Annotated in this window: 19 protein-coding genes; 11 read left to right on the top strand and 8 right to left on the bottom strand. The window is 31.1% G+C overall.

Features of this window, described 5'->3' with window-relative positions:
* The first annotated feature begins 3 nt into the window (after positions 1 to 3).
* Complete coding sequence (gene argE, locus F754_RS0104890) at positions 4 to 1,194, top strand: acetylornithine deacetylase (protein WP_023648801.1); 1,191 nt, start codon at positions 4 to 6, stop codon at positions 1,192 to 1,194.
* On the opposite strand, the gene F754_RS0104895 is transcribed toward argE, so the two are convergent.
* Both F754_RS0104895 and speB read right to left on the bottom strand, forming a co-directional pair.
* Positions 1,191 to 2,624: an aldehyde dehydrogenase family protein gene (locus tag F754_RS0104895; protein ID WP_023648802.1), complete on the bottom strand. Its 1,434-nt coding sequence runs from the start codon at positions 2,622 to 2,624 to the stop codon at positions 1,191 to 1,193. The two genes, argE and F754_RS0104895, sit on opposite strands and share 4 nt — an antisense overlap.
* A gap of 20 nt (positions 2,625 to 2,644) precedes the next feature.
* Complete coding sequence (speB, locus tag F754_RS0104900) at positions 2,645 to 3,604, bottom strand: agmatinase (protein WP_023648803.1); 960 nt, start codon at positions 3,602 to 3,604, stop codon at positions 2,645 to 2,647.
* A 56-nt stretch (positions 3,605 to 3,660) separates the two neighbouring features.
* On the opposite strand from speB, the gene F754_RS0104905 reads away from it, so the two are divergent.
* Positions 3,661 to 4,383: a putative zinc-binding metallopeptidase gene (locus F754_RS0104905; RefSeq protein WP_023648804.1), complete on the top strand. Its 723-nt coding sequence runs from the start codon at positions 3,661 to 3,663 to the stop codon at positions 4,381 to 4,383.
* Positions 4,384 to 4,385: 2 nt separating this feature from the next.
* Positions 4,386 to 5,042, top strand: coding sequence for a peptidylprolyl isomerase (locus tag F754_RS0104910; RefSeq protein ID WP_023648805.1), 657 nt, complete (start codon positions 4,386 to 4,388; stop codon positions 5,040 to 5,042).
* Here the strand turns inward: F754_RS0104910 and F754_RS0104915 are convergent.
* From F754_RS0104915 to F754_RS0104935, 5 genes are all read right to left on the bottom strand, one after another.
* Positions 5,035 to 7,257, bottom strand: coding sequence for a 3-hydroxyacyl-CoA dehydrogenase/enoyl-CoA hydratase family protein (locus tag F754_RS0104915; protein WP_023648806.1), 2,223 nt, complete (start codon positions 7,255 to 7,257; stop codon positions 5,035 to 5,037). The two genes, F754_RS0104910 and F754_RS0104915, sit on opposite strands and share 8 nt — an antisense overlap.
* Positions 7,258 to 7,319: 62 nt before the next feature.
* The gene (locus F754_RS0104920; RefSeq protein ID WP_023648807.1) at positions 7,320 to 9,344 is read right to left on the bottom strand and encodes an ABC transporter ATP-binding protein; all 2,025 of its coding nucleotides are present in this window, start codon (positions 9,342 to 9,344) and stop codon (positions 7,320 to 7,322) included.
* A gap of 3 nt (positions 9,345 to 9,347) precedes the next feature.
* Entirely contained in the window at positions 9,348 to 10,244 is an 897-nt protein-coding gene (locus F754_RS0104925; RefSeq protein WP_023648808.1) for an ABC transporter permease, read from the bottom strand.
* 2 nt (positions 10,245 to 10,246) lie between these two features.
* The gene (locus tag F754_RS0104930; RefSeq protein ID WP_023648809.1) at positions 10,247 to 11,203 is read right to left on the bottom strand and encodes an ABC transporter permease; all 957 of its coding nucleotides are present in this window, start codon (positions 11,201 to 11,203) and stop codon (positions 10,247 to 10,249) included.
* A 94-nt stretch (positions 11,204 to 11,297) separates the two neighbouring features.
* On the bottom strand, positions 11,298 to 12,785 hold the full coding sequence (locus tag F754_RS0104935) for an ABC transporter substrate-binding protein (protein WP_023648810.1): 1,488 nt from the start codon (positions 12,783 to 12,785) through the stop codon (positions 11,298 to 11,300).
* Positions 12,786 to 12,876: 91 nt separating this feature from the next.
* Between F754_RS0104935 and F754_RS0104940 the strand changes: the two genes are divergently transcribed.
* The gene (locus F754_RS0104940) at positions 12,877 to 14,166 is read left to right on the top strand and encodes an aminomethyltransferase family protein (protein ID WP_155242591.1); all 1,290 of its coding nucleotides are present in this window, start codon (positions 12,877 to 12,879) and stop codon (positions 14,164 to 14,166) included.
* Here F754_RS0104940 and F754_RS0104945 read toward each other — a convergent pair.
* Entirely contained in the window at positions 14,163 to 14,891 is a 729-nt protein-coding gene (locus tag F754_RS0104945) for an ABC transporter substrate-binding protein (protein WP_023648812.1), read from the bottom strand. The two genes, F754_RS0104940 and F754_RS0104945, sit on opposite strands and share 4 nt — an antisense overlap.
* A gap of 55 nt (positions 14,892 to 14,946) precedes the next feature.
* On the opposite strand from F754_RS0104945, the gene F754_RS07590 reads away from it, so the two are divergent.
* From F754_RS07590 to F754_RS0104980, 7 genes are read left to right on the top strand one after another with little or no spacing between them, the layout of a single operon-like run.
* On the top strand, positions 14,947 to 15,636 hold the full coding sequence (locus F754_RS07590) for a peptidase E (RefSeq protein WP_023648813.1): 690 nt from the start codon (positions 14,947 to 14,949) through the stop codon (positions 15,634 to 15,636).
* Entirely contained in the window at positions 15,633 to 16,787 is a 1,155-nt protein-coding gene (locus F754_RS0104955) for an alpha-hydroxy-acid oxidizing protein (protein WP_027303464.1), read from the top strand. Before F754_RS07590 ends, F754_RS0104955 begins: the two co-directional genes overlap by 4 nt.
* A gap of 4 nt (positions 16,788 to 16,791) precedes the next feature.
* Positions 16,792 to 18,534, top strand: a complete 1,743-nt coding sequence (locus tag F754_RS0104960; RefSeq protein ID WP_023648815.1) for a thiamine pyrophosphate-binding protein — start codon at positions 16,792 to 16,794, stop codon at positions 18,532 to 18,534.
* Positions 18,535 to 18,538: 4 nt separating this feature from the next.
* Complete coding sequence (locus F754_RS0104965) at positions 18,539 to 18,874, top strand: hydroxyisourate hydrolase (protein WP_023648816.1); 336 nt, start codon at positions 18,539 to 18,541, stop codon at positions 18,872 to 18,874.
* A gap of 21 nt (positions 18,875 to 18,895) precedes the next feature.
* The gene (locus F754_RS0104970; RefSeq protein ID WP_023648817.1) at positions 18,896 to 20,041 is read left to right on the top strand and encodes a dimethylsulfoniopropionate demethylase; all 1,146 of its coding nucleotides are present in this window, start codon (positions 18,896 to 18,898) and stop codon (positions 20,039 to 20,041) included.
* A gap of 17 nt (positions 20,042 to 20,058) precedes the next feature.
* Complete coding sequence (locus tag F754_RS0104975) at positions 20,059 to 21,183, top strand: thiolase family protein (RefSeq protein ID WP_023648818.1); 1,125 nt, start codon at positions 20,059 to 20,061, stop codon at positions 21,181 to 21,183.
* An 8-nt stretch (positions 21,184 to 21,191) separates the two neighbouring features.
* Positions 21,192 to 22,073 (top strand): branched-chain amino acid aminotransferase, encoded by an 882-nt coding sequence (locus F754_RS0104980; RefSeq protein ID WP_023648819.1) that lies wholly within the window; start codon positions 21,192 to 21,194, stop codon positions 22,071 to 22,073.
* The last annotated feature ends 17 nt before the right edge of the window (positions 22,074 to 22,090 follow it).

Raw genomic sequence — 22,090 nt, forward strand, 5'->3', positions numbered from 1 at the left:
AATATGAGTACAGAAAATAATTCAGATCTTTTATTTAATAATTCTGTTAAAATTTTAACAGACTTAATTCGTTTTAAAACTATATCTGGAGAGGATAATACTGCTTTAATTGACTACTGTGACGATATCTTAAAAAAATTAGGTGCTACTTCATTTAGAACTTACGATGATGAAAAAAAAAGAGTAAATCTATTTGCAACTCTTAAAACTAAAAATTCAAGTAATAAAAAACCAATAATTTTATCAGGTCATACTGATGTTGTTCCAGTTTCAAAAGGTTGGAGCTCAGATCCATTTATTGCAACAATTAAGGAAGATAAGTTATTTGGAAGAGGGTCTTGTGATATGAAGGGATTTATTGCATGTGCTTTAGCTTATGCACCTATCTACTCAAAATCCAATCTAGATAGAGATATTCATTTTTCTTTTACATTCGATGAAGAAACAGCATGCATAGGAGCACCTATATTAATTGAAGAATTGAAAAGACGAAATATTAAAGATGGTATTTGTATTGTTGGAGAACCAACTAATATGAAAATTATTGATGCCCACAAAGGGTGTTACGAATATACAACTTATTTTAAAGGTTTGGCAGGACATAGTTCTGCACCCCACAAAGGTGTGAGCGCTGTTGAATACGCATCAAAATATGTAAATAAATTAATTGAATTGAGAGAAAAACTTAAGGAAAGAGAACCAAAAGACTCTATTTTTGACCCACCTCACTCCACACTATCAATTGGTGGTATATTTGGAGGTATTGCTCACAATGTAATAGCTGATAAATGTCATATTAATTGGGAAACAAGACCTGTAGTTAAAGAGGATGGAATATTTTTAAATCAAGAAATAGATAATTATGCAAATGAAGTATTGCTAAGAGATATGAAAAAAGTTTTTCCAAATGCTTCAATTGAAAAAAATATCATTGGTGAAATAGTTGGATTTGATAGACAAGATAAATCGGATGCTTGTGAATTTATCTCAAGCCTAACAGGTGACAATTCTAGACAAGTAGTTTCTTTTGGAACAGAAGCAGGTTTGTTTCAAGAAATTGGAATTAGTACTGTTGTTTGTGGTCCTGGATCGATTGAACAAGCTCATAAAATTGATGAGTTTATAGTTTTAGATGAATTAAAAAAATGTTTAAAACTTCTAGATGGAATTAAAGAAAATTCTACTTTAAATTAACTCCAGCCACCTACTGCTTTTACTTCCAAAAATTCTTCTAGACCATGAGCTCCTGCTTCACGACCTATTCCTGAATGTTTAAAACCACCAAAAGGTGCATCAACAGCAATTCCTGCTCCATTTACATCAACCATTCCAGATCTTAATTTTCTAGCAACTCTCTGAACTTTTTCTGTATCTTGCGTTTGGATATAGTTTGTCAATCCGTAGGCAGTATCATTAGCAATTCTAATTGCATCTTCCTCTGTTTCAAATGGGATAACAGATAGAACTGGTCCAAAAATTTCTGTTCTTGCTACTTCCATATTATTATTAACATCAGCAAATACTGTTGGTTTTACAAAATAACCTTTATCTAATCCCTCTGGCTTACCTGTTCCTCCAGCAACTAATTTTGCACCTTCATCTATACCTTTTTGTATTAAAGTTTGTATTTTAGAATATTGAGCCTCTGAAATAACTGGACCAATATGTTCACCTTCTTTTTTAGGATCACCAACTTCAAAACTCTCAGTATATTTTTTTAATCTTTCGATAGCTTCATTATACATTGATTTTTCTACCAACATTCTAGTTGGAGCATTACAGGATTGACCTGAATTTCTAAAACATCTAAGAGCACCTCTTTCAATAGCCTCTGGATCAGCATCTTTAAAAATTATATTTGCTCCTTTGCCACCTAATTCTAAACTTACTCTTTTAAAATCTTTAGCAGCATTTTGCGAAATTAGAGCTCCAGCTCTTGTTGACCCTGTAAAAGAAATCATATTGATATCTGGATGACTTGTTAGAGCATCTCCTGTTGTTGCTCCATCACCATTAACTAAATTAAATACTCCTTTTGGAAATTTTACTTCATCAATAATTTCAGCAAGTATCATTGAAGATAGAGGCGCTAACTCAGATGGTTTTAAAACCATAGTACATCCTGATGCAATTGCAGGCATTACTTTTAAACAAACTTGATTCATTGGCCAATTCCATGGCGTAATTAAAGCACAAACACCTTTTGGCTCATAAATTAGTCTTTGGTTAGGAGCATGTTCACCCAATGGTTTTTCAAATTCAAAATTTTTTAAATATCTTATAAAAGATTTTATATGGCTTGCCCCGGTACCTGCTTGTAATTTTGTTGCAAAATCTTTAGGTGCACCCATTTCTAGAGTTATAGCCTCAGCAATATCTGCCCATCTTTTCTTATAGTTTTCATATAGTTTTTCTAACAATCCAATTCTTTCTTCTTTAGATGAAAAGGCCCAAGACTGATAAGCGTCTTTAGCTGCATTAACTGCCATATCAACATCAGCTTTATTTCCTAACGTGATAACTGCACAATTATCCTCTGTTGCAGGATCAATTACTTTAATTACCTCAGAGCTATTTGGTTTAATCCACTGCCCATTTATATAAAAATTTTTTTTATCCAACATGTTTTGAAACTATCCTTTCTTTATGTTTTTGCAAATAAATTAGTCAATTCGTAAACTATTGTTGCAGCAGCTAAAGAGGTTACTTCAGCATGATCGTATGCAGGTGAAACTTCAACCACATCTGCAGAAACTAAATTTAATCCTGAAAGACCTCTTAAAACATTAACCATTTCTCTAGTAGTCATACCAGCAATTTCAGGTGTACCAGTTCCTGGTGCAAAAGCAGGATCAAGTACATCTATATCTATTGACAAATACAAAGGATTATCACCAACTCTTTTTTTAATTCTTTGAGCAATTTTATCTGTTCCTTCTGTTTGAAATTCATCACAATGAATTATCTTAAAACCAAAACTTTCATCATTTTTAATATCATCTCTACTATAAAGTGGTCCTCTAATACCAACATGCATTGAAGCATCATCTAAAAACAATCCTTCTTCTCTTGCTCTTCTAAAAGGTGTTCCATGTGTATAAGGAGCACCAAAATAAGTATCCCAAGTATCTAAATGTGCATCGAAATGTACTAATGAGACTGGTCCTTTGTTTTTTTTATTTATTGCTCTAAGTAATGGTACTGCAATTGTGTGATCACCACCCAAGCTAATAATACCTCCTACTTTATTTAGTAAATCTGTAGCTCCAGCTTCAATTTGCTTTATTGCTTCATCAATACTAAATGGATTGCAAGTAATATCACCTGCATCTGCTACTTGTTGAACTTTAAAAGGCTCTACATCATAACTAGGATGATAGTTGGTTCTCAGATGTCTAGATGCTTGACGAATACTTTGTGGGCCAAATCTTGCACCTGGTCTGTAACTCGTGCCAGCATCAAATGGAACTCCTACAATTGCAACATCACAACTTTCAACATCTCTTAACTCTGGTAATCTTGCAAATGTTGATGGACCTGCAAACCTTGGGACCTTGGTTCCACTAACAGGTTGAATCGGATTTTTATTACGTTCTTTTTTCATTTATAAACAAAATGTACCACATTCTTTTTAAATCGAATATCATCTAAATTATGTTTATGAAGATTTTTAAGCTAGTTTTAATATCATTTTTTTTAATAACACCAGTTAATTCAAATTCTATTTATAATCTTATTAAAATACCAAATTTAGAAATATATGAATTAAAGACACCCAATAAACTAAAATATTTTTATGCTACAAAACCATTTAGACTAGGGGTTCAGAAAAATATTTCTTGCATTAACTCAGACAAAAAAACTTACGATAAAAAATATCAAATTATATCTAAAAATTTAAGTCAATATTCAAAAGAATTTTTAAAAAAAATTAATCTTAAGTATATTGTTATGTGTGAAAACCTATCTATTTCAGGAATAAACACAGCAGGAATTCCAGATCATGTAATGAAAACATTAATTATAGACTTAAAATTTAACGAAAAATATTTCGAAAGAGTAATTCACCACGAATTATTTCATATTATTAGTGAAGGGTTTAAAGATTTATTTGATGAAGATGAGTGGAAAAAATTTAATAAGCCAAGTTTTAAATACGCAGATTGCTCTACTTGTTCAAAAAAACTAGGTTTGAATACTTATAAAGATACTAATGGTTTTTTTACTGAATATTCAATGACAATTCCATCTGAAGATATGGCTGAAGTATATTCACATTTAATAACTGGAAATTATAAAATTTCAGATGACAAAATTCTTAATAAAAAGATTAAATTTATAAAAGATAAATTAAATGAAATTGATAGTACTTTTGTATTTTAAGCATGATAAAAAAAGTTAAAGCCTCATTTCATGAAAAATTAATTTTTATATTTTTAATACTACTAGGAATTTTTTCTATAACTTTTACTATTATAATAAAAAATAAATGTTTATTTGTAAAAAATTTTGACCCACAAAAAATTATTTTTGAAAAACCAAATAATATTGTCATCCTTAATGCTGAATGTGGGAATGTAATAATTGAACTCTATCCTGAAATTTCTCCAAAAGGAGTTGAAAGATTTAAAAAATTAATTAATTTAAAATTATACGACAATGTTGCTTTCCATAGAGTAATTAAAGATAAACTTGTACAAGCTGGAGATCTTGAGTTTGGAAAAAAAAATAGATTAGATTATGGAAGGATCGGAACTGGTAAATCTGGTCTTGGACTGATTAAATCAGAAGTTGATGCTAAGTTTAATTTTAAAAAAGGGTCAGTTGGTTTAGCAAGATCTTTAAAATATGATACTGAAGATAGTCAATTTTTTATAATTCTTGATGATGAACCATTATTTGAAGGTGAATACACTCCTATAGGAAAAGTAATTTTTGGTATTAAGGTATTAGAAAAAATTAGATATTCTCGTAGATCTGAATATGTACTTAGGCCTGATTTTATAAATACAGTTAGAATGCTAAGTAAAAAAATTAATTAACTAAAGGCTTACCAGTTGCTAGTGTATGTTTAATTCTATCTTGAGTTTTCTGAGTCTCAATCAATCTCATAAAGGCATCTAATTCTAATTTATATAAATCATCTTCAGACAAAGTCTTATCTATTGTAGTATCTCCTCCACTTAAGACATTGGCTAGCTCTTGAGCTACTAATAAACCATGATCAAGTATAACTTTTTCATTGTATAGATTTTCTAAAATTTTATTCATCTCTTCTTTAACCACTTTTCCAGGAAGTTTAAATTCTGTCTCTAAAGGAACTTTAAAATCTTTATTATTGTTTAAAATTTCTTTTGATACTTCTAGAAGACTATTTCTATTCATTATTTTTTTATCTTCAGGTTTTAAATATTTCATGGGCTCAGCTTCAACTGGGGAAGTTGCAGTTTTTCCGTATCCAATAATATCAAATACTTTTAGAGGTGCATAATGAGGATCATTTCTAGCTTCATCTGTATCAAGCCATCTTGCCAGCATTTCCTTACATCCACCACCTGCAGGAATTAATCCAACAATAGTTTCAACTAAACCAACTACAATGTTTGTATGTGATGCTACAAAATTACTTTGCACCATAACCTCAAAGCCACCACCAAGAGTTAAACCCGAAGGTGCAGATACTACAGGATGATCAGAATACTTAAGATGTTTGCATGTTTCCTGAAAGTATCCGACAAATTTTTCTATAGACTTAAAGTCACCTTTATTTGCAAATTCCATTGTATAACTTAAATTTACTCCAGCAGAAAACTGCATACTCTCATTAATTATTATCAAAGGTTTATCAGTGGCTTTTTTTAAAGCATCCATTGAATCATAATCAAGAGCATTTGCTTTAGTAGTAAATTCAACAATATTGTAATCATTGAATCTATAAATAGAAGCTGAGCTATTACCATCAATATTTGATGCTGTTTTTTTAACTTTTCCTAAAGTTTCTATATCAGTATATTTTTGTCTTACACCATGAAAGTTCTCATTTTTGGTTTCAGCTAAATTCTCTAAAAATTTATTCCCTTCAAAGTTTTTGAACTTACTAAAGAAATTAGCAACACCAATTTCCTCTAACATTTCAAATGGTCCTTTGCTCCAGTTGAAACCTAGTCTCATTGCTTCATCTATATCATTAAATTCATTTGTAATTCCCGGTACTAATGAAGAAGCATAATTAATAATTTTTGAAATTACTGACCATGCGTATTCACCATATCTATCATTTCTATTAATTAAAGCTTTAAGATCTACTTTTTCAGACTTAATGTTTATCTTTTGTGTTGGATAATATTCTCCAGTTTCTAAATTAATTGCCTCAAGAATTTTTTTATTATCGACTTTATTCATTCTATAGAAACCACCCTTACCTTTACGTCCCGTATACCCAGTTTCTATTAATTTTTTTACTAGAGGTATTTCTTTAGCAACTTCTTGAAATTTATCTGTCTCATGCAGTTCTTTTATAAAACTTTTAAGAACATCGGCCATTAAATCTATTCCAATTAAATCGTATAATCCAAATACTCCTGTTTTAGGGATACCCATTGGTCTTCCAAAAATAGCATCCGCTTCTTCTATAGATAATTTCATTTTAAAAGCTTCTGTCATCGCAACTTGCATTGCAAAAACTCCAATTCTGTTTCCTAAGAAACCGGGAGTATCATTGCAGACAATTGCACCTTTACCTAAGCTTATTTCACAGAATTTCTTTAGTGAATTAATTTTATCTAAATCATTATTTTCACTTTTAACAATTTCAAGCAAATCCATGTATCTAACAGGATTAAAAAAGTGAGTAATACAAAAATCTTTTTTATCGTCAGTAGATAATTTTTCAGAAAGAATGCTAATTGGAATTGAAGATGTATTAGATGATATTATAGATCCAGCTTTTCTTTCTCTAAAAATTTTTTCATAAATATTATGTTTAATATCAATTCTTTCTACAACAGCTTCTACAACCCAATCTGCTTCACTGACAACGTTAAAGTTATCATTGATATTTCCAACATTAATATTGTCAATTTTTGATTTATCAATTAACAGAGGAGGTCTTGATTTTTTAATTCTCTCCCTGGCTTTCTCACTTATGTCTGTAGTAAGATCTAATAAAGTAACAGGAACATTTGCATTACATAAATGTGCTGCAATCCCACTTCCCATTGTCCCTGAACCAATAACTACAACTTTTTTGATATCCATAAAATTAGATTTTTCTTATATTAAAATTAAATCAAACTTGAAATAAATAAATAGTCTCATTATTAACTTTGCTGAATTTTTAATTCTTCAATATCTATATGGCATCGAATTGCATTTCCATTATCTCCAAATTGCCATGGAGGAGTTTCATTTCTGCATTTATCTCCAATAATTCTTGGACACCTTCCTTGAAATGAACAACCAATTTCAGGAGGTTTTTCCTCTACTATGTCTTCTGCGACTAGCTTGGGTTTTATATCTGGGTCAGGTTCTAAAACAGCACCAATTAAAACTTCTGTGTAAGGGTGAGAAGGAAATTGATAAACATTTTTTGATGGACCAATTTCACATAATCTTCCTTGATATAAAACAGCTACTCTATCACTGATAGCTTTTACAACTGCAAGATCATGAGAAACAAATACATAAGTTGTGCCCAACTCTTCTTTTAATTTATGTAATAAATCTAATACAGCAGCTTGTACTGATACATCTAAAGCTGAAGTTACTTCATCACATAAAATAATATCTGGTCTTGCTGCAAAAGCTCTTGCAACAGCTATCCTCTGTTTCTCTCCTCCAGATAATTGTCTTGGATATCTACTCATGTAAAAAGCACCAAGTCTTACTTTTTCAAGTAATTCTTTAATACTTGATTTAAGCTTACTACCTGTCAAACCAAAATATAGTTTTAAAGGCTGGGATAGTATTTGTTCAACAGTATGATTTGGATTTAATGACTCGTCTGGATTTTGAAAGATTAATTGAATAGATCTTAAATCCTCTGAATTTCTTTTTTTTAGATCGCCAGATAACAATTTTTCTTTATCAAATTTTATATGCCCATCTTTAGTTTTTAATAACCCAGCAATAGATTTTAAAATTGTAGACTTTCCACTTCCAGACTCACCTACTAATGCAATGGTCTCTCCTTTATTAATATTTATATTTATATCTTTTACTGTTGGATTAGCATCAGTCACTTTATTCAAGAATTGATCTATAATACCTTGTTTTGCATAAGATATAGAAACGTCCTTTAAATCTAAAATTTCATCTATAGTTATTTCTTTTTGTGAATGATTTTTTGTTTTTTGTTCACTAGTTTTAGTAATTAATTCAGAATGATTAAAACATCTTACACTTGTATCCATTTCAGATAAATATTCTAATTTAGGAACATTAACTTTACATTCATCATTTGAAAAATTACATCTATCATAAAAACTACAGCCATTTCCAATATTACCTGGTTGTGGTTGACTGCCTGGCATTGAGTCAGGAAGACCTGCTAAAGAAAGTTTTGGAATTGATTTTAGTAATCCATATGTATATGGATGAATAGGTTCTTTTAAAATTTTTCTTACAGGTCCTTCAAGTACAATTTCACCTGCATACATTACAATTACTCTATCACAAACTTGAGCTATTGCTCCAAGATCATGACTTACATAAACCATGGATGTTCCTGTGTCTTTTGCTATATCTTTTAAAAGTTCTAAAACATGTGCCTGAGTTGTTACATCTAATCCAGTAGTTGGCTCATCTAATAACAATAGCTCTGGGTTACCAGCTAAAGCCATAGCAACTGCAACTCGTTGTTGTTGTCCTCCTGAAAGTTCATGAGGATATCTAAGTGCCATTATTTTTGGAGAAGGAAGTCTAACTTGATTTAATAATTCTGAAATTTTTTGCTCTCTCTCAGTTTTGCTATAATCAGTATGAAGTTTAAGAGCTTCTTCAATTTGATAGCCAATTTTAAGATTTGGAGTTAAAGCTTGCCCAGCATTTTGTGGGATCATTGCAATTTTTCTGCCTCTTATGTCCTCTAATTCCTTATTATTTAGACTAAGTAAATTTTGAGATTTAAATAAACATTCACCACCAGTAGTAAAAAGGCCATGTTTAATATAACCCATCATCGCAAGCGCAAGTGTACTTTTTCCTGACCCAGACTCTCCTACTATACCTACAGTTTCACCTTTTCTAATATTAGTAGTTATATTTCTAAGTATTGATATTTGTTTGCCTTTTTGACTTTTAAAACCAATAGATAAGTCTTTAATTTCTTGAATATTAGTTTTCATACTTTAAAAAGGAGCTTTTGTTGATCTGTCAATTCCTAAAGCCTTAGCAAAAGCATCAGCAGTCAAATTTATTCCAATAATCAATGAGCTTAGCCCGACAATAGGTGCTATTACTGCCCACCATGCAAAAGACATTAATCCTCTAGCATTAGATATCATTAATCCCCAGTCGGGAGTTGGAGGACTTACTCCAAATCCTAAAAAAGATAATGAGCTAAATCCAAGAAGCATCCAAGACCATCTCATTGCTCCTTCAACTAAAATAGCATCTCTTACATTTGGTAATATTTCATTCCAAATAATTGAAAGATTACTATGGCCTCTAGCTTTTGCAGAAACAATAAAGTCTTTAGCTATTACATCGTGAGTAGCGGCTCTTGCAACACGCACAATTCCTTTTCCATAAAAAAACCCTAGAGCAGGTATTAGTACTTCAGTAGTTGTTCCAAGAAGTGAAACTATTAAAAGCATAGCTAATATCCAAGGTATTGATAAAAATGCATCTACTATTCTCATTACAATATCATCAATTCTTCCTCCTACTAAGCCACAAAAAATTCCTAGAAGACCTCCCCACAGTAGAGCAATAATTGATCCAAAAAAAGTTATGGTTAAAGCAGTTCTTCCACCTAAAATTGTTCTGGTAAAAACATCTCTACCTAAACTATCGGTTCCAAACCAAAATTCTGATGATGGTGCATTTAACATTAATGAAGGATTGATAGCCTTATAATCATAAGGTGCAAACCATGGACTAGTTATAGCTAAAGTTATATGAAAAACCAAAATTGCTAACCCTATAAATCCAGACGGTTTTGAAGCCATTGTAGATATTACATCTAAAGTTTTTGCTAAAGGACTTTTAGGATTTTCATTAAATATATTTTTAGAGTTTTCCATTTTTATTTTCTAGTTTGCAATGTCTTTAATCTTGGATTTAACATTAACGTTAATAAATCAGCTATAAAATTTATACTGACATAAATAGATGCAAGAATAATACCTAAAGCTTGAACGACTGGTAAATCTCTATTAGATATCGACTCTATTACTAATCTACCTAGTCCTGGATAATTAAATACTACTTCAGTTACAACTACCCCACCTAATAGCCAAGCAATAGTTAAAGCAACAACATTAATTGCTGGCAATAATGCGTTTGGCAGCACATGTTTGAAAACCATTTTCCAATATGGCACTCCTTTTAATATTGCCATTTGAATATAATCACTTGCCATTACTTGGATAACACTTGAGCGAACCATTCGAGCCATATGAGCGGTCATTATCATTGCAATTGCAATCACTGGTAAAATGATGTTAGGAAGTAATTCAAAAAAAGTAACGTCTGTTGGTACAATTACTATACCAGGTAACCATTCTAACCAAATTGCTACTATTAAGATCAGCAAAGTAGCGCTTATAAATTCCGGAATAGTCATTGAAAATATCGCAACTGTTGAAATTATAATATCTGGCATTCTATCTCTCCAAAGAGCTGTGATTATTCCCAATATTAAAGCTAATGGAATACCAATAATTATTGCTGCAGAAGCAAGAACCAATGAATTTTTTATTCTTGGTCCTAAGACTTCATTAATTTGCATTTGACCACTTAAAGAATAACCAAAATCTCCCTGAACAACATTATAAGCCCATAATATATATCTTTCATGAGCCGGAACATCTAATCCTAGTCTTTTTATACACGCAGCTAAAGCTTCGCCAAAAGCTTCTCTCTCTAGATAAGAAGTACAAGCATCTCCAGGAAGAATTTCAACGCCAATGAAAGTAATTAAAGATACAATAAATAATGTAATTAAACCTAATACAAATCTTTTAAAAATCAAAAAAAACATATTTCAGTTTATAAGCCTAAATTAAAAATTAATTACTGATAAATGAAGTAAATTTTACAGGCCTATTTAAAGGCCTGTAAAATATTATTTTATATTAATCTACTTTAACTTTATGCCACTGAACTGAAAAAACCTCAACTTCATCAAGGTTTTTTACTCTAGAATTAGTAACAACTAATTTAGAAACATGGTATGGAATCATAGTTCCAGATTCTTCCCATAAAGTTTTTTGTGCATTTCTATAAGCTGATCTTCTCTTATTAAAGTTTAGTTCAGCTCTAGCACTTGCTAGATTTGTATCAAAGTCAGAACTTTTATAGTAAGACTCATTCCATTTTGCACTACTGTGATAAACTTCATGAAGTACACTATCTGCAGATCTTTCATTCCAACGTGTCATAGCCACATCTTTTTTCATCCAAGTTTCTTTCCAGTAACTTTTTGATGGAGTCATTTTAATGTCAACTTTGATTCCAGCTTTAGCAACTTGTTGTTGAATTACTTCAGCTATAGTTGGCCATGTTGGTTCTTTAGTAGATACATGAATTACCATTTCAATACCATCAGGATATCCAGCTTCTTTTAAAAGTTTCTTAGCTTTTTTGATGTTCTGAGGACATTTCATTTTAAGTCGATATTGATCTGCTGGTGATACAGGTGTATCACATGATACAATTGCTTCTCCGCCCATAACAGTATCAACTAACTCTTGTCTATCAACAGCTAAACGAACAGCTTTTCTAACTTTTGGATCATTAAAAGGAGCCCGTTCAGTATTCATAACCATTCCTCTCCAGTTACCTGTTGGTATCACTGCAGTTTTGAACTTAGAATTACCATCAAAGATTTTTTTCTGGCTAAATTGCACATATCTATTCATATCAATTTGACCAGTTAATAGAGCTTGAACTCTAGCCTCTCCGTCAGGTATCGCTATTACTTGAACTTCAGCAAGTCCAGGTGCACCTTCCCAATAATTTGGGTTAGCTTTTAAAATCGTAGTTCCTTCTGCATCAAATTTTTCAACTATAAAAGGTCCTGTTCCAATTCCAGTTTGTCCAATAGTATCTCCAGATCCTGAAGGTATCATTCTTAATCTGTAATCAGTTAAATTAAGAGGAAAGTCTGCAAAAGAAGTACTTAATTTCATTTTTACTGTATGTGGGTCAATTACCTCAATATCAGTAACAACACTTAAAGTTTTCTTTGCAGGTGATCCAATTTCTGGATCTTTAACTCTCATTAAAGAATATTTTACATCTTCAGCATCAAAATCTGATCCATCATGAAATTTTACTCCTTTACGAAGATTAAAAGTCCATTCTGTTGCATCTGCATTAGCTGACCATTTTGTAGCCAATTCTTCTGATACTTTCCCTTTAAGATCTTTTCTGACTAAACGATTTTGAGTCATTATTACAACTTGAAATAATCGACCCTTAGTTATTGCGTCTAAGTTTGTATCTTTTCCAAATCCAAGATCATGTGAAATTTTAAAAGTTCCACTCGATGCATTTGCAGATGAAAACAATACTAATAAAGATACCAAAGAAATTGATATCAATTTAAAAAAGTTTTTCATTATTAATTTCCTCTGTTTGTTTTTTTGAAAGGCTAACATCTTAAAAAATTTAGAACAATACTAATAAAGTATTCAATCAAAGGTTGTACCTATTTTAGGTTTTCACATTAATGATATAACTGGATTAAAATCTAGTTTTAATTTAATAAAAAATTCTATGCATAAATCTTTAAGAAATATTAGGTTTTCTATCAAGCCTCAAAGAGAGGAAGGCGATAGACCTGTTGAGCTAGCAAGGACTATGAGTATTCATCCTTTGACTTATCAAGAGCTACCTTATGACCCAGAGTATTCACATTATGCTGGTCGATTAACAACTGAAAAATTATCTAATGCTACCCCAGATGAGCAATACTGGAAAACGAAACAAGAAATTATTCTTCGACATACAGGGGAGCATCCGTATGAAATTTCAGGACCAGATGCTCTTAAATTATTACAAAGAATTTTCCCAAGAGATATTTCAAAAGTTAAAAAGGGAAGATGCTCCTATCAGTTTGCCTGTTACCATGATGGTGGAATAATTACTGATGGTTTACTTTTAAGAATTGATGATAATTGTTATTGGTTTGCTCAAGCAGATGGTGACATGCTCTCATGGTATAAAGCAAATTCTGAAGGACTTGATGTTGAAATTAAAGAACCAAATGTATTTGTAAGTCAAATTCAAGGACCTAAATCAATGGAGCTTCTTAATCATTTAATTGATGAACCAATAGCAAATACATGGAAATATTTTGACTGGGTTGAGATTACTATGGCTAGTGAAAAGGTAATAATTAGTCGAACTGGTTTTACAAATGAACTTGGTTGGGAAATTTATTTTCGTCCTCAAAATGATATAGAAAAATTAGGTGATCTTATTCTTGAAGAAGGAAAAAAAATGGGAATGATTATTACTGCAACGCCTTCATTTAGAGGCAGAAGAATTGAAGCAGGGTTATTATCTGCAGGTCAGGACTTTTCAAATGAAACAAATCCTTTTTCTGTAGGTCTTGGTCGTTTTGTTGATTTAGAAAAAGATAACTTTATAGGTAAAAAAGCTTTGATAAATGCAGATAAAAAATGTCGAAGTTGGGGTATTAGAGTAGTTGATGGAATAGCAAAAAAAGGTAGGTCTATTAAGTTGAATAATCAATGTATTGGAAAAGTAACTTCTAGCACATGGTCTCCTTTCCAAGTTTGTGGAGTTGGTATTGTGTTATTAGATAAATCAGACTTAGGGCCTGAAACAGTAGTTGATGTTATGTGCACTGACGAAAAAATTCACAAAGCTGAACTTTGCAGATTACCCATGTATGATCCAAAAGGTGAAATAGTTAGAGGTATAGATAAAAAGATACCCACAAAAGCTGAGCCGTGGTCAGGAATTAAAAATTAACAAATTTTAGGAATGCTTAATTTGTTTTGAACGTTATGTTTTTTTAATAAACTTTCTACATAACCCTCTTTAATAAGTTTGGAAATAAAATCATTTAAAAACACTAATATTTCAGGATTACCTTTTTTAATACCAATTGATTGTTTTATATAAGTAAATGGATTTGATATTATCTTAAAATCATCATTAATTTTAAGTTCTTCCAGAAGCTTAGGTTTTAAACCAGCTAGAACATCTACATTACCCTCTCTAAATAATTTATGTGAGCTATCTATTGTTTTTACTTTAATTAATTCAGCATTTTTAAAATTATCTGACAACCATAAATCATATGCACTTCTTTCAACTACTGCTATCTTAATACCTGGGGAATTAATCTCTTCATTGCTCTTAAAGTTGTATTTATTTCTAAAAATAAAATTAGCATCAATATTCACATATGGATTGCTAAAATCTATAGATTTACTCCTTTCCTTCTCATAAGCTATATTGCCAATATCCCATTTATCATCATCAACCGCATCAGCTAATAACCCTGGCCTATCAAATTGAACTAATTTACAATTTAATTTTAGTTCTTTAGCAAGTTTTTTTCCAATATCTGGGGATACACCATCTGGTAATCCATTTTTATCTATTGAATTAACAAGCAAAAAATTACTCATATTTAAACCAACACGTAGTTCTCCTTTTGGAGCTATTTCTTTAGATATAGTTTTCATCATTAAAAACTTTTTGTAACTGTTATTATATATTATTTTAAATTTTAAATTTAATTAAATGAACAATATAGAAAAAAAAATAATTGCAATAGGCGGTGGTGGTTTTACACATCAGTTAGATCTAAGTTTAGATCAATTTGTGATAGATAAATTAAAAAGTACAAATAATAAAATAGGCTTTTTAGCAACAGCTAGTAAAGATGATGAAAAAAAAATAAGCTTATTTTATAAAAGATTTGAAAATACTGAATTTGAATTATCACATTTTAATCTAACATCTAATATAAATGGATTTTCCGAGTGGCTAATGAGTAAAGACTTAGTTTACATAGCAGGTGGTAATACTGTCTTTATGTTGGAGATTTGGAAAAAAAATAAATTAGAACATATTTTTAAAGATGCTTATGAAAAAGGGACTATTTTATCTGGCATTAGTGCTGGTGCAGTATGTTGGTTTGATTGGATATTATCAGACTCTGTTGGCCCAGGATTTAAACCCTTGCGAGGAATTAATTTGATTTCAGGGAGCTGTACCCCCCATTCATCAAATATTGAAAGAATAAATCAGTTTGAATCAGATATTAAAAATAACAAGTTGCCTCAAGGTATTGCTATCGATGATGGTGTGGCAGTAGTTTTTGTTGACGGAAAACCATCTGAAGTTTATTCTTCAAGAAAAAATCACACAGCTTATTTTTTGGATAAAAATAAAAAAGTTAATCTAGAAGAATATATAAAGAATATATGACCAACATAACAGCAAGCCAAAAAATTCATAGTTTAGATGATGCTAGAAATTTAGCAAAGAAAAGAATGCCAAAATTAATGTTTGATTTTGTGGATGGAGCTTCAGGTGATGAAAAACTTTGTGAAATTAACAATACAGCCTTAGATCAAATTAGACTTGAACCAAAAGTTTTAAGAAATGTTGAAAATAGAAATTTAAAAAAAAAATTTTTAGATATTGAATTTGATCAACCATTTGGTTTTTCGCCAATGGGAATGTGCAACCTAACCTGGGCAGGTGCAGATAAAATGTTAGCTAAAGAAAGTATTGTAAATAATGTACCTACATGTGTATCTATGGCTTCCTCAACATCTTTAGAAAAAATGTATCAATTATCTGAAGGTCGATCTTGGATTCAATTATATAATTTCCAAGAAGATTTTGTGATGGAGCTTTTACAAAGAGCAGAACAAACTGGTTATAAAGTGGCAATACTAACTGTAGATGTTCCAATTCAATTTAGGAGAGCTAAGGATAATAAAAATGGTTTTACTGTCCCTTTTAAAATAGGTCCTAAACAAATTTTTGATTTTGCAACTCATCCTCATTGGTCTTTATCAACTTTACTAGGTGGTATTCCAAAACCCATGAACTATGAAACATCAAAGAGTGGTAATAAATTTGTAAGAAGTGAAAGCAGAGGAGCTACAGATTGGGTAACTCTCAAAAGAGTAAGGGATGCTTGGAAAGGAAAATTGATAATTAAGGGAGTTATGTCACCGGAGGATGCTTTAAAAATTAAGGATGAAGGAGTTGATGCGATACAAGTATCCAACCATGGTGGAAGACAATTAGATAGTGCAACAGCAGCAATTGAAGCATTACCATTGATAAGAAATGCATTGGGCAAAGAATTTCCTCTACTATTTGATAGTGGTGTTAGAGGTGGAAGCGATATTATAAGAGCTTTAGCACTAGGTGCAGATTATGTAATGCTTGGAAGACCGCTAATGTATGGTATTGGAGCTGATGGTGAAAAAGGGTTAAGAAGAATTTTAGATATAATTAAAGATGAATTAAGTACCGCACTAGGTTTAGTTGGTTTAACAGATATAAATGACGTGACATCAGAAATAATTGCTAAAAAATTTATTGAAAATATGAAATACTAAAAAAATGTCAGAAAAAAAAATTAGAGGCGGATCGCTTATCGCTAGAGCTTTAAAAGATAAGGGTATTCAACATGTTTTTACATTGTCTGGAGGGTTCTGTAATCCTGCTTTAGAGGGGTTTATGGAGTGCCAAATGGAAGTAATTAATTGTCCTCATGAACAGGTAGCAGGTCATATAGCTGACGGTCATACAAGAATTACAAGAAAACCAGCGGTTTGTCTTGTTGGTCCCGAAGGGTTTGCTAATGCAGTGCCATCAATGATGGAGGCTTGGGGTGAAAGATCGCCTGTAATATTCATAACTGGTTCAAGTAGTTTAAAAAGACAAGGATCTGGCGGATTTAAAGAAATTGATGATGTTGCAATTGCTGCACCTTTAACAAAGTATAGTGCAAGTATAACTGATGGAACAAGAATTAGAGAATTTGTAGATAAGGCATATAAGATTGCAACAAATGGATATCCTGGTGCAGTGCATTTAAGTATGCCTGTTGATATTATGTTTTCATCTTTTTCTGAAGAAGCGGGACTTGAAGAAAGACCGTTTTCACATCAAACAAAACCAATTGTAAAAGCTTGGCCTGATCCAGCGCAAATGTCAGAAATCTTAGAACTAGCATGTAATTCAAAAAAACCAGTTTTAATTGGTGGTCATGGAGTTTGGTGGTCTGGTTCTGAAAAGAAATTAGAGGAAGCTGGAAATAATTTAAAGATTCCAATTTTTAATATTCCTTATCATCAAAAATTACTTGGAGAAGAAGCTAATGCTTATATGGGTTTAGCGGATATTCATCAATATCCTCCTTCAAAATTTGCATTGCACGAATCTGATTTAGTATTGATGGTCGGAGCTAGATTGGATAATCAAATGAATTTTGGAAACCCTCCACTTTTTCCTAAATCAACAAAACTTGTATGTATTAATGGGTCTCATGAGGAAATAGAACTTAATAGAGCTGCTGATATTAATTTATTATGTGATCCAGGAGTTTTTTTTGACACATTAAATAAACTCAAATCAAATAATAAATGGAACTTGAGTAATGGATGGTTTGATCTTAACAGAACAAAAAAACAAGAATGGGTCGATAAGACTTTAGCGGATTTAAGTAAAGAGACAAAAGAAGCTGAAGCTAATGGGGGTAAAATGCATCCACTTCAATTGGCTTTAGATGTGCAAGATGTAATTGGTGAAAAAGATTGGCTAGTCATTGATGGAGGTAACACTCATTTCTGGTCTGAAATTGCAATAAATATTGCTGGATCAAAAGGAAAAAAAATAGGTGGAATTCTTCATCCTGGTACATTTAGTATGTTAGGTGTTGGTGTTCCCTTTGCACTTTCTGCAAAAAATATAAACCCTGACTCAAATGTTATCTTGATTAGTGGAGATGGAGCTTTTTTATCTGGAGGATTATCTATAGAGGCTGCTTTTCAAGAAAATAAACCTATTGTAGTAGTAATTGATAATAATGGTGGTTTAGATTGCATTTCTCAACAACAAGAAAGATTATTTGAAAGTGGAAAACATTTTGCAACTGACTTCAGAGATATACCTTTTCACAAAATTTTTGAGGGTTTTGGAGGTCATGGAGAACTAGTTACAAAAAGAGAACAATTAGCACCAGCATTGAAAAGAGCAATAGAAAGTGGAAAAACTGCATGCATCAATGTAAAAGCAAAAGGTGTTATAAGCCCAATAGTTGCTGCTGTTAGTGACAAAAGAGACAAAGCTTCAATAGAATAAATATATGGCAACTTTATCATCACACTTACTTAACTCAGTAGATGGAACTCATGCTAGCGGAGTCAAAGTAATAATTAATCAAATTAATTCCTCAGGAATTAAGAAAATATTTTTTGAAACTGAAACAGACGATGGAGGAAGAATTTTAAAAGATTTTGAACTTTCGAATGATGACTGTGCATGTGATTATGAAATGGTTTGTAAAACAGCAGATTATTTTTCTAAAAAAAAAATTGTTTCTGAAATAATAATAAAATTTAGAATGGAAGATCCAAAAAAAAAATATCACTTACCAATAATTATATCGCCAAACGGTTATTCAATTTGGTGGTCTCAATAATTATTAAATAATTAATTCCTTATGTCACAAAATATAAAACTAAATATGTCTCGAAGAATAAGAAGAACTCCATATACAAATCGAGTTGAAGAACATGGTGTCTCAGATTTTACAGTCGTAAATCATATGCTTTTACCAAAAGGGTATAAAAATACTGTTGAAGAAGATTACTGGCATTTGAGTAAAGAAGTTCAAATTTGGGATGTATCTTGTCAAAGACAAGTTCAGGTAAGTGGTCCAGATGCTGCTACATTGATTCAAAAATTAACACCTCGTTCAATTAAAAATATGGAGATAGGAAAATGTTTTTATATACCAATGCTAAATGAAAATGCTGGTATGATAAATGATCCTGTTTTACTTAAATTAGATGATGATATGTTTTGGATCTCAATAGCTGATTCTGATGTCTTATTATGGGCTAAAGGATATGCTTTGGGATTAAATTTAGATGTAATCATTAAAGAACCTGATATTTATCCTTTGGCAGTTCAGGGACCAAAATCAGAAGAGCTTCTAGTTTCAATATTTGGTGATGAAATAAAAAAAATTAAGTTTTTCAATTTTCGAATAGTTGATTTTGAAGGAACTAAACAAGTTATTGCAAGATCGGGATACAGCAAACAAGATGGTTTTGAAATTTATTTTAAAGTACATGATAATTATTTTGATAAAATTGAAATGGGTGAAAAACTTTGGGATACAATTTGGGAAGCTGGTAAAAAATTTAATATTTCACCAGGTTGTCCTAACTTAATTGATAGAATTGAAGGAGGGCTTATGTCTTATGGTAATGATTTTACAGGAGAGAATAATCCCCTTGAATGCAATCTAGAAAAATATTGTAAAGATGATGTATCACATGACTTTATTGGAAAACAAGCTTTAACAAAAATTAAAAATGAAGGTGTTAAACAAAAAATGATGGGAGTTATTTTTGATGGTGATCCATGTCCAGCTACTGGGCAGCCATTAAAAGTACTCTCAAAAGATAATAAAAAAATTGGACAAATAACTTCAGGTATTTTTTCTCCTAGAATTAAAAAAAATATTGGTTTATCTATGATTTTGAAAGAATACTGGAATATTGGAGAAAGTGTATTTGTTCAAACTCTTGATGGAGAAAAAAGAAATGGGACGATAACATCTTTGCCATTTCCAGATTAAATAGCTATATATTTCTTATGTTTAAAGCAGTTATAGCAGGTTATTCAAGATCACCTTTTACAATGGCAAGAAAAGGAGAATTAATTGATGTAAAGCCAGTTAATTTGCTTGCTGAAGTTGTAAACAATCTTGTTTCAAAAACTAAAGTTAATAAAAACGATATAGAGGACATTGTAATTGGATGTGCATTCCAAACTGGAGAACAGTGTTTCAATATTGGTAAATTAGTAACTTTTTTAACTAATATGGATATCAAAACTTCTGGGATGACAGTTGATAGATGGTGTGGATCATCTATGGAAGCTATTCATATTGCGGCAGGAAAAATATCAATGGGATCTGGAAAAGTTTTTATTTGTGGAGGTGTTGAAAGCATGACTAGAGTAACTACTGGTTTTGATCCTATGCCACATCCTTATACTGAAAAAGAAAATCCAAATGTTTATTTCACAATGGGTACTACTGCTGAAAATGTTGCAAAACAATATTCTATTTCAAGAACAGAGCAACAAGAGTTTGCAATATCAAGTCATAAGAAAGCATTTGATGCACAGTTAAAGGGTAATTTTAATAATGAAATTGTCTCTATTGGTAATTGTTCTCAAGACAGTAATATAAGACCTAATAGCAATCAAGAGAAATTAGATAGTTTAAAATTAGCATTTGATCAAAATGGAACAGTAACTGCTGCTACATCCTCACCTCTTACAGATGGTGCTGCTGCTACTTTAATTTGTGAAGAAGAATATGCTAAAGATAATAATTTAGAAATTTTAGCAAGAATTAAATCTACTGCTGTTCAAGGATGTGAAGCTGATACAATGGGATTAGGACCAATTGGAGCTTCACAAAAAGCATTGGAAAGGGCTAAATTAAAAATAAATGATATTGATATTATAGAATTAAATGAAGCTTTTGCATCTCAATCATTAGCTTGCATAAATGATTTAAAAATTGATCAAAAAAAAGTTAACATAGATGGTGGTGCTTTAGCATTGGGTCATCCACTTGGAGCAACTGGAGCAAGAATTACTGGAAAAGCAGCTCAATTATTAAGAAGAGAAAATAAAAAATACGCATTAGCTACCCAATGTATTGGCCTAGGAATGGGCATTGCAACAATTATTGAGTCTGTAGAATAAATTTTCATATGCAACAATTACCTTTTGATAAAAGATCTGGAAAAATTTGGTTTAATAATGAATTATGTGAGTGGCAAGATGCTAGGGTTCATATAATTAGCCATGGAATGCATTATGCTAGTTTAGTTTTTGAAGGTCTAAGAGTTTATAATACAAAAATTTTTAAGTTAGAGGAGCATACTGATAGGCTTTTTAATTCTGCAAAAATTTTAGATATGAAAATTCCTTATTCATATAATGAAATTATTGAAGCTACAAAAAAACTTGTCTCTGACCAAGATATTCAAAATGGGTATATACGACCTTTTGTTTGGAGGGGTAGTGAAATGATGGGTGTTTCTGCTCAAAATACTAAAATTAATGTTGCAATAGCGATATGGGAATGGCCAACATATTTTGATCCTGAATTAAAATTAAAAGGTATAAAATTGAATATTTCGAAGTGGCAAAGACCACCACAAAATTCATCACCTTGGGAAAGTAAGGCAGCTGGTTTATATATGATTTGTACTCTTTCTAAACACCAAGCTGAAAAAGATGGTTATACAGACTCATTAATGTTGGATCATGAAGGTAATATAGCAGAAGCGACAAGTGCTAATATTTTTTTTAAAGATAAAAATAATGAATTACACACACCAATACCAGACTCATTTTTAGATGGTATCACTAGAAAAACTGTTATTGATTTAGCAAAATCAAAAAATATTAAAATAAATGAAAGAAAAATTTCTCCTAAAGAGCTCTCAAATTTTAAAGGTTGTTTTATAACAGGTACTGCAGCAGAAATTACGCCTGTAGGAAATATTCTAGATAATAATTTTGAAGTCTGTGATTTAATTAAAGATTTATCTACTAGTTACGAAACTCTTGTTGGTAAAAATAATTAATTTATATAACTAAAATT

Source organism: Candidatus Pelagibacter ubique HTCC8051, assembly GCF_000472605.1.
Taxonomy (GTDB): domain Bacteria; phylum Pseudomonadota; class Alphaproteobacteria; order Pelagibacterales; family Pelagibacteraceae; genus Pelagibacter; species Pelagibacter communis_B.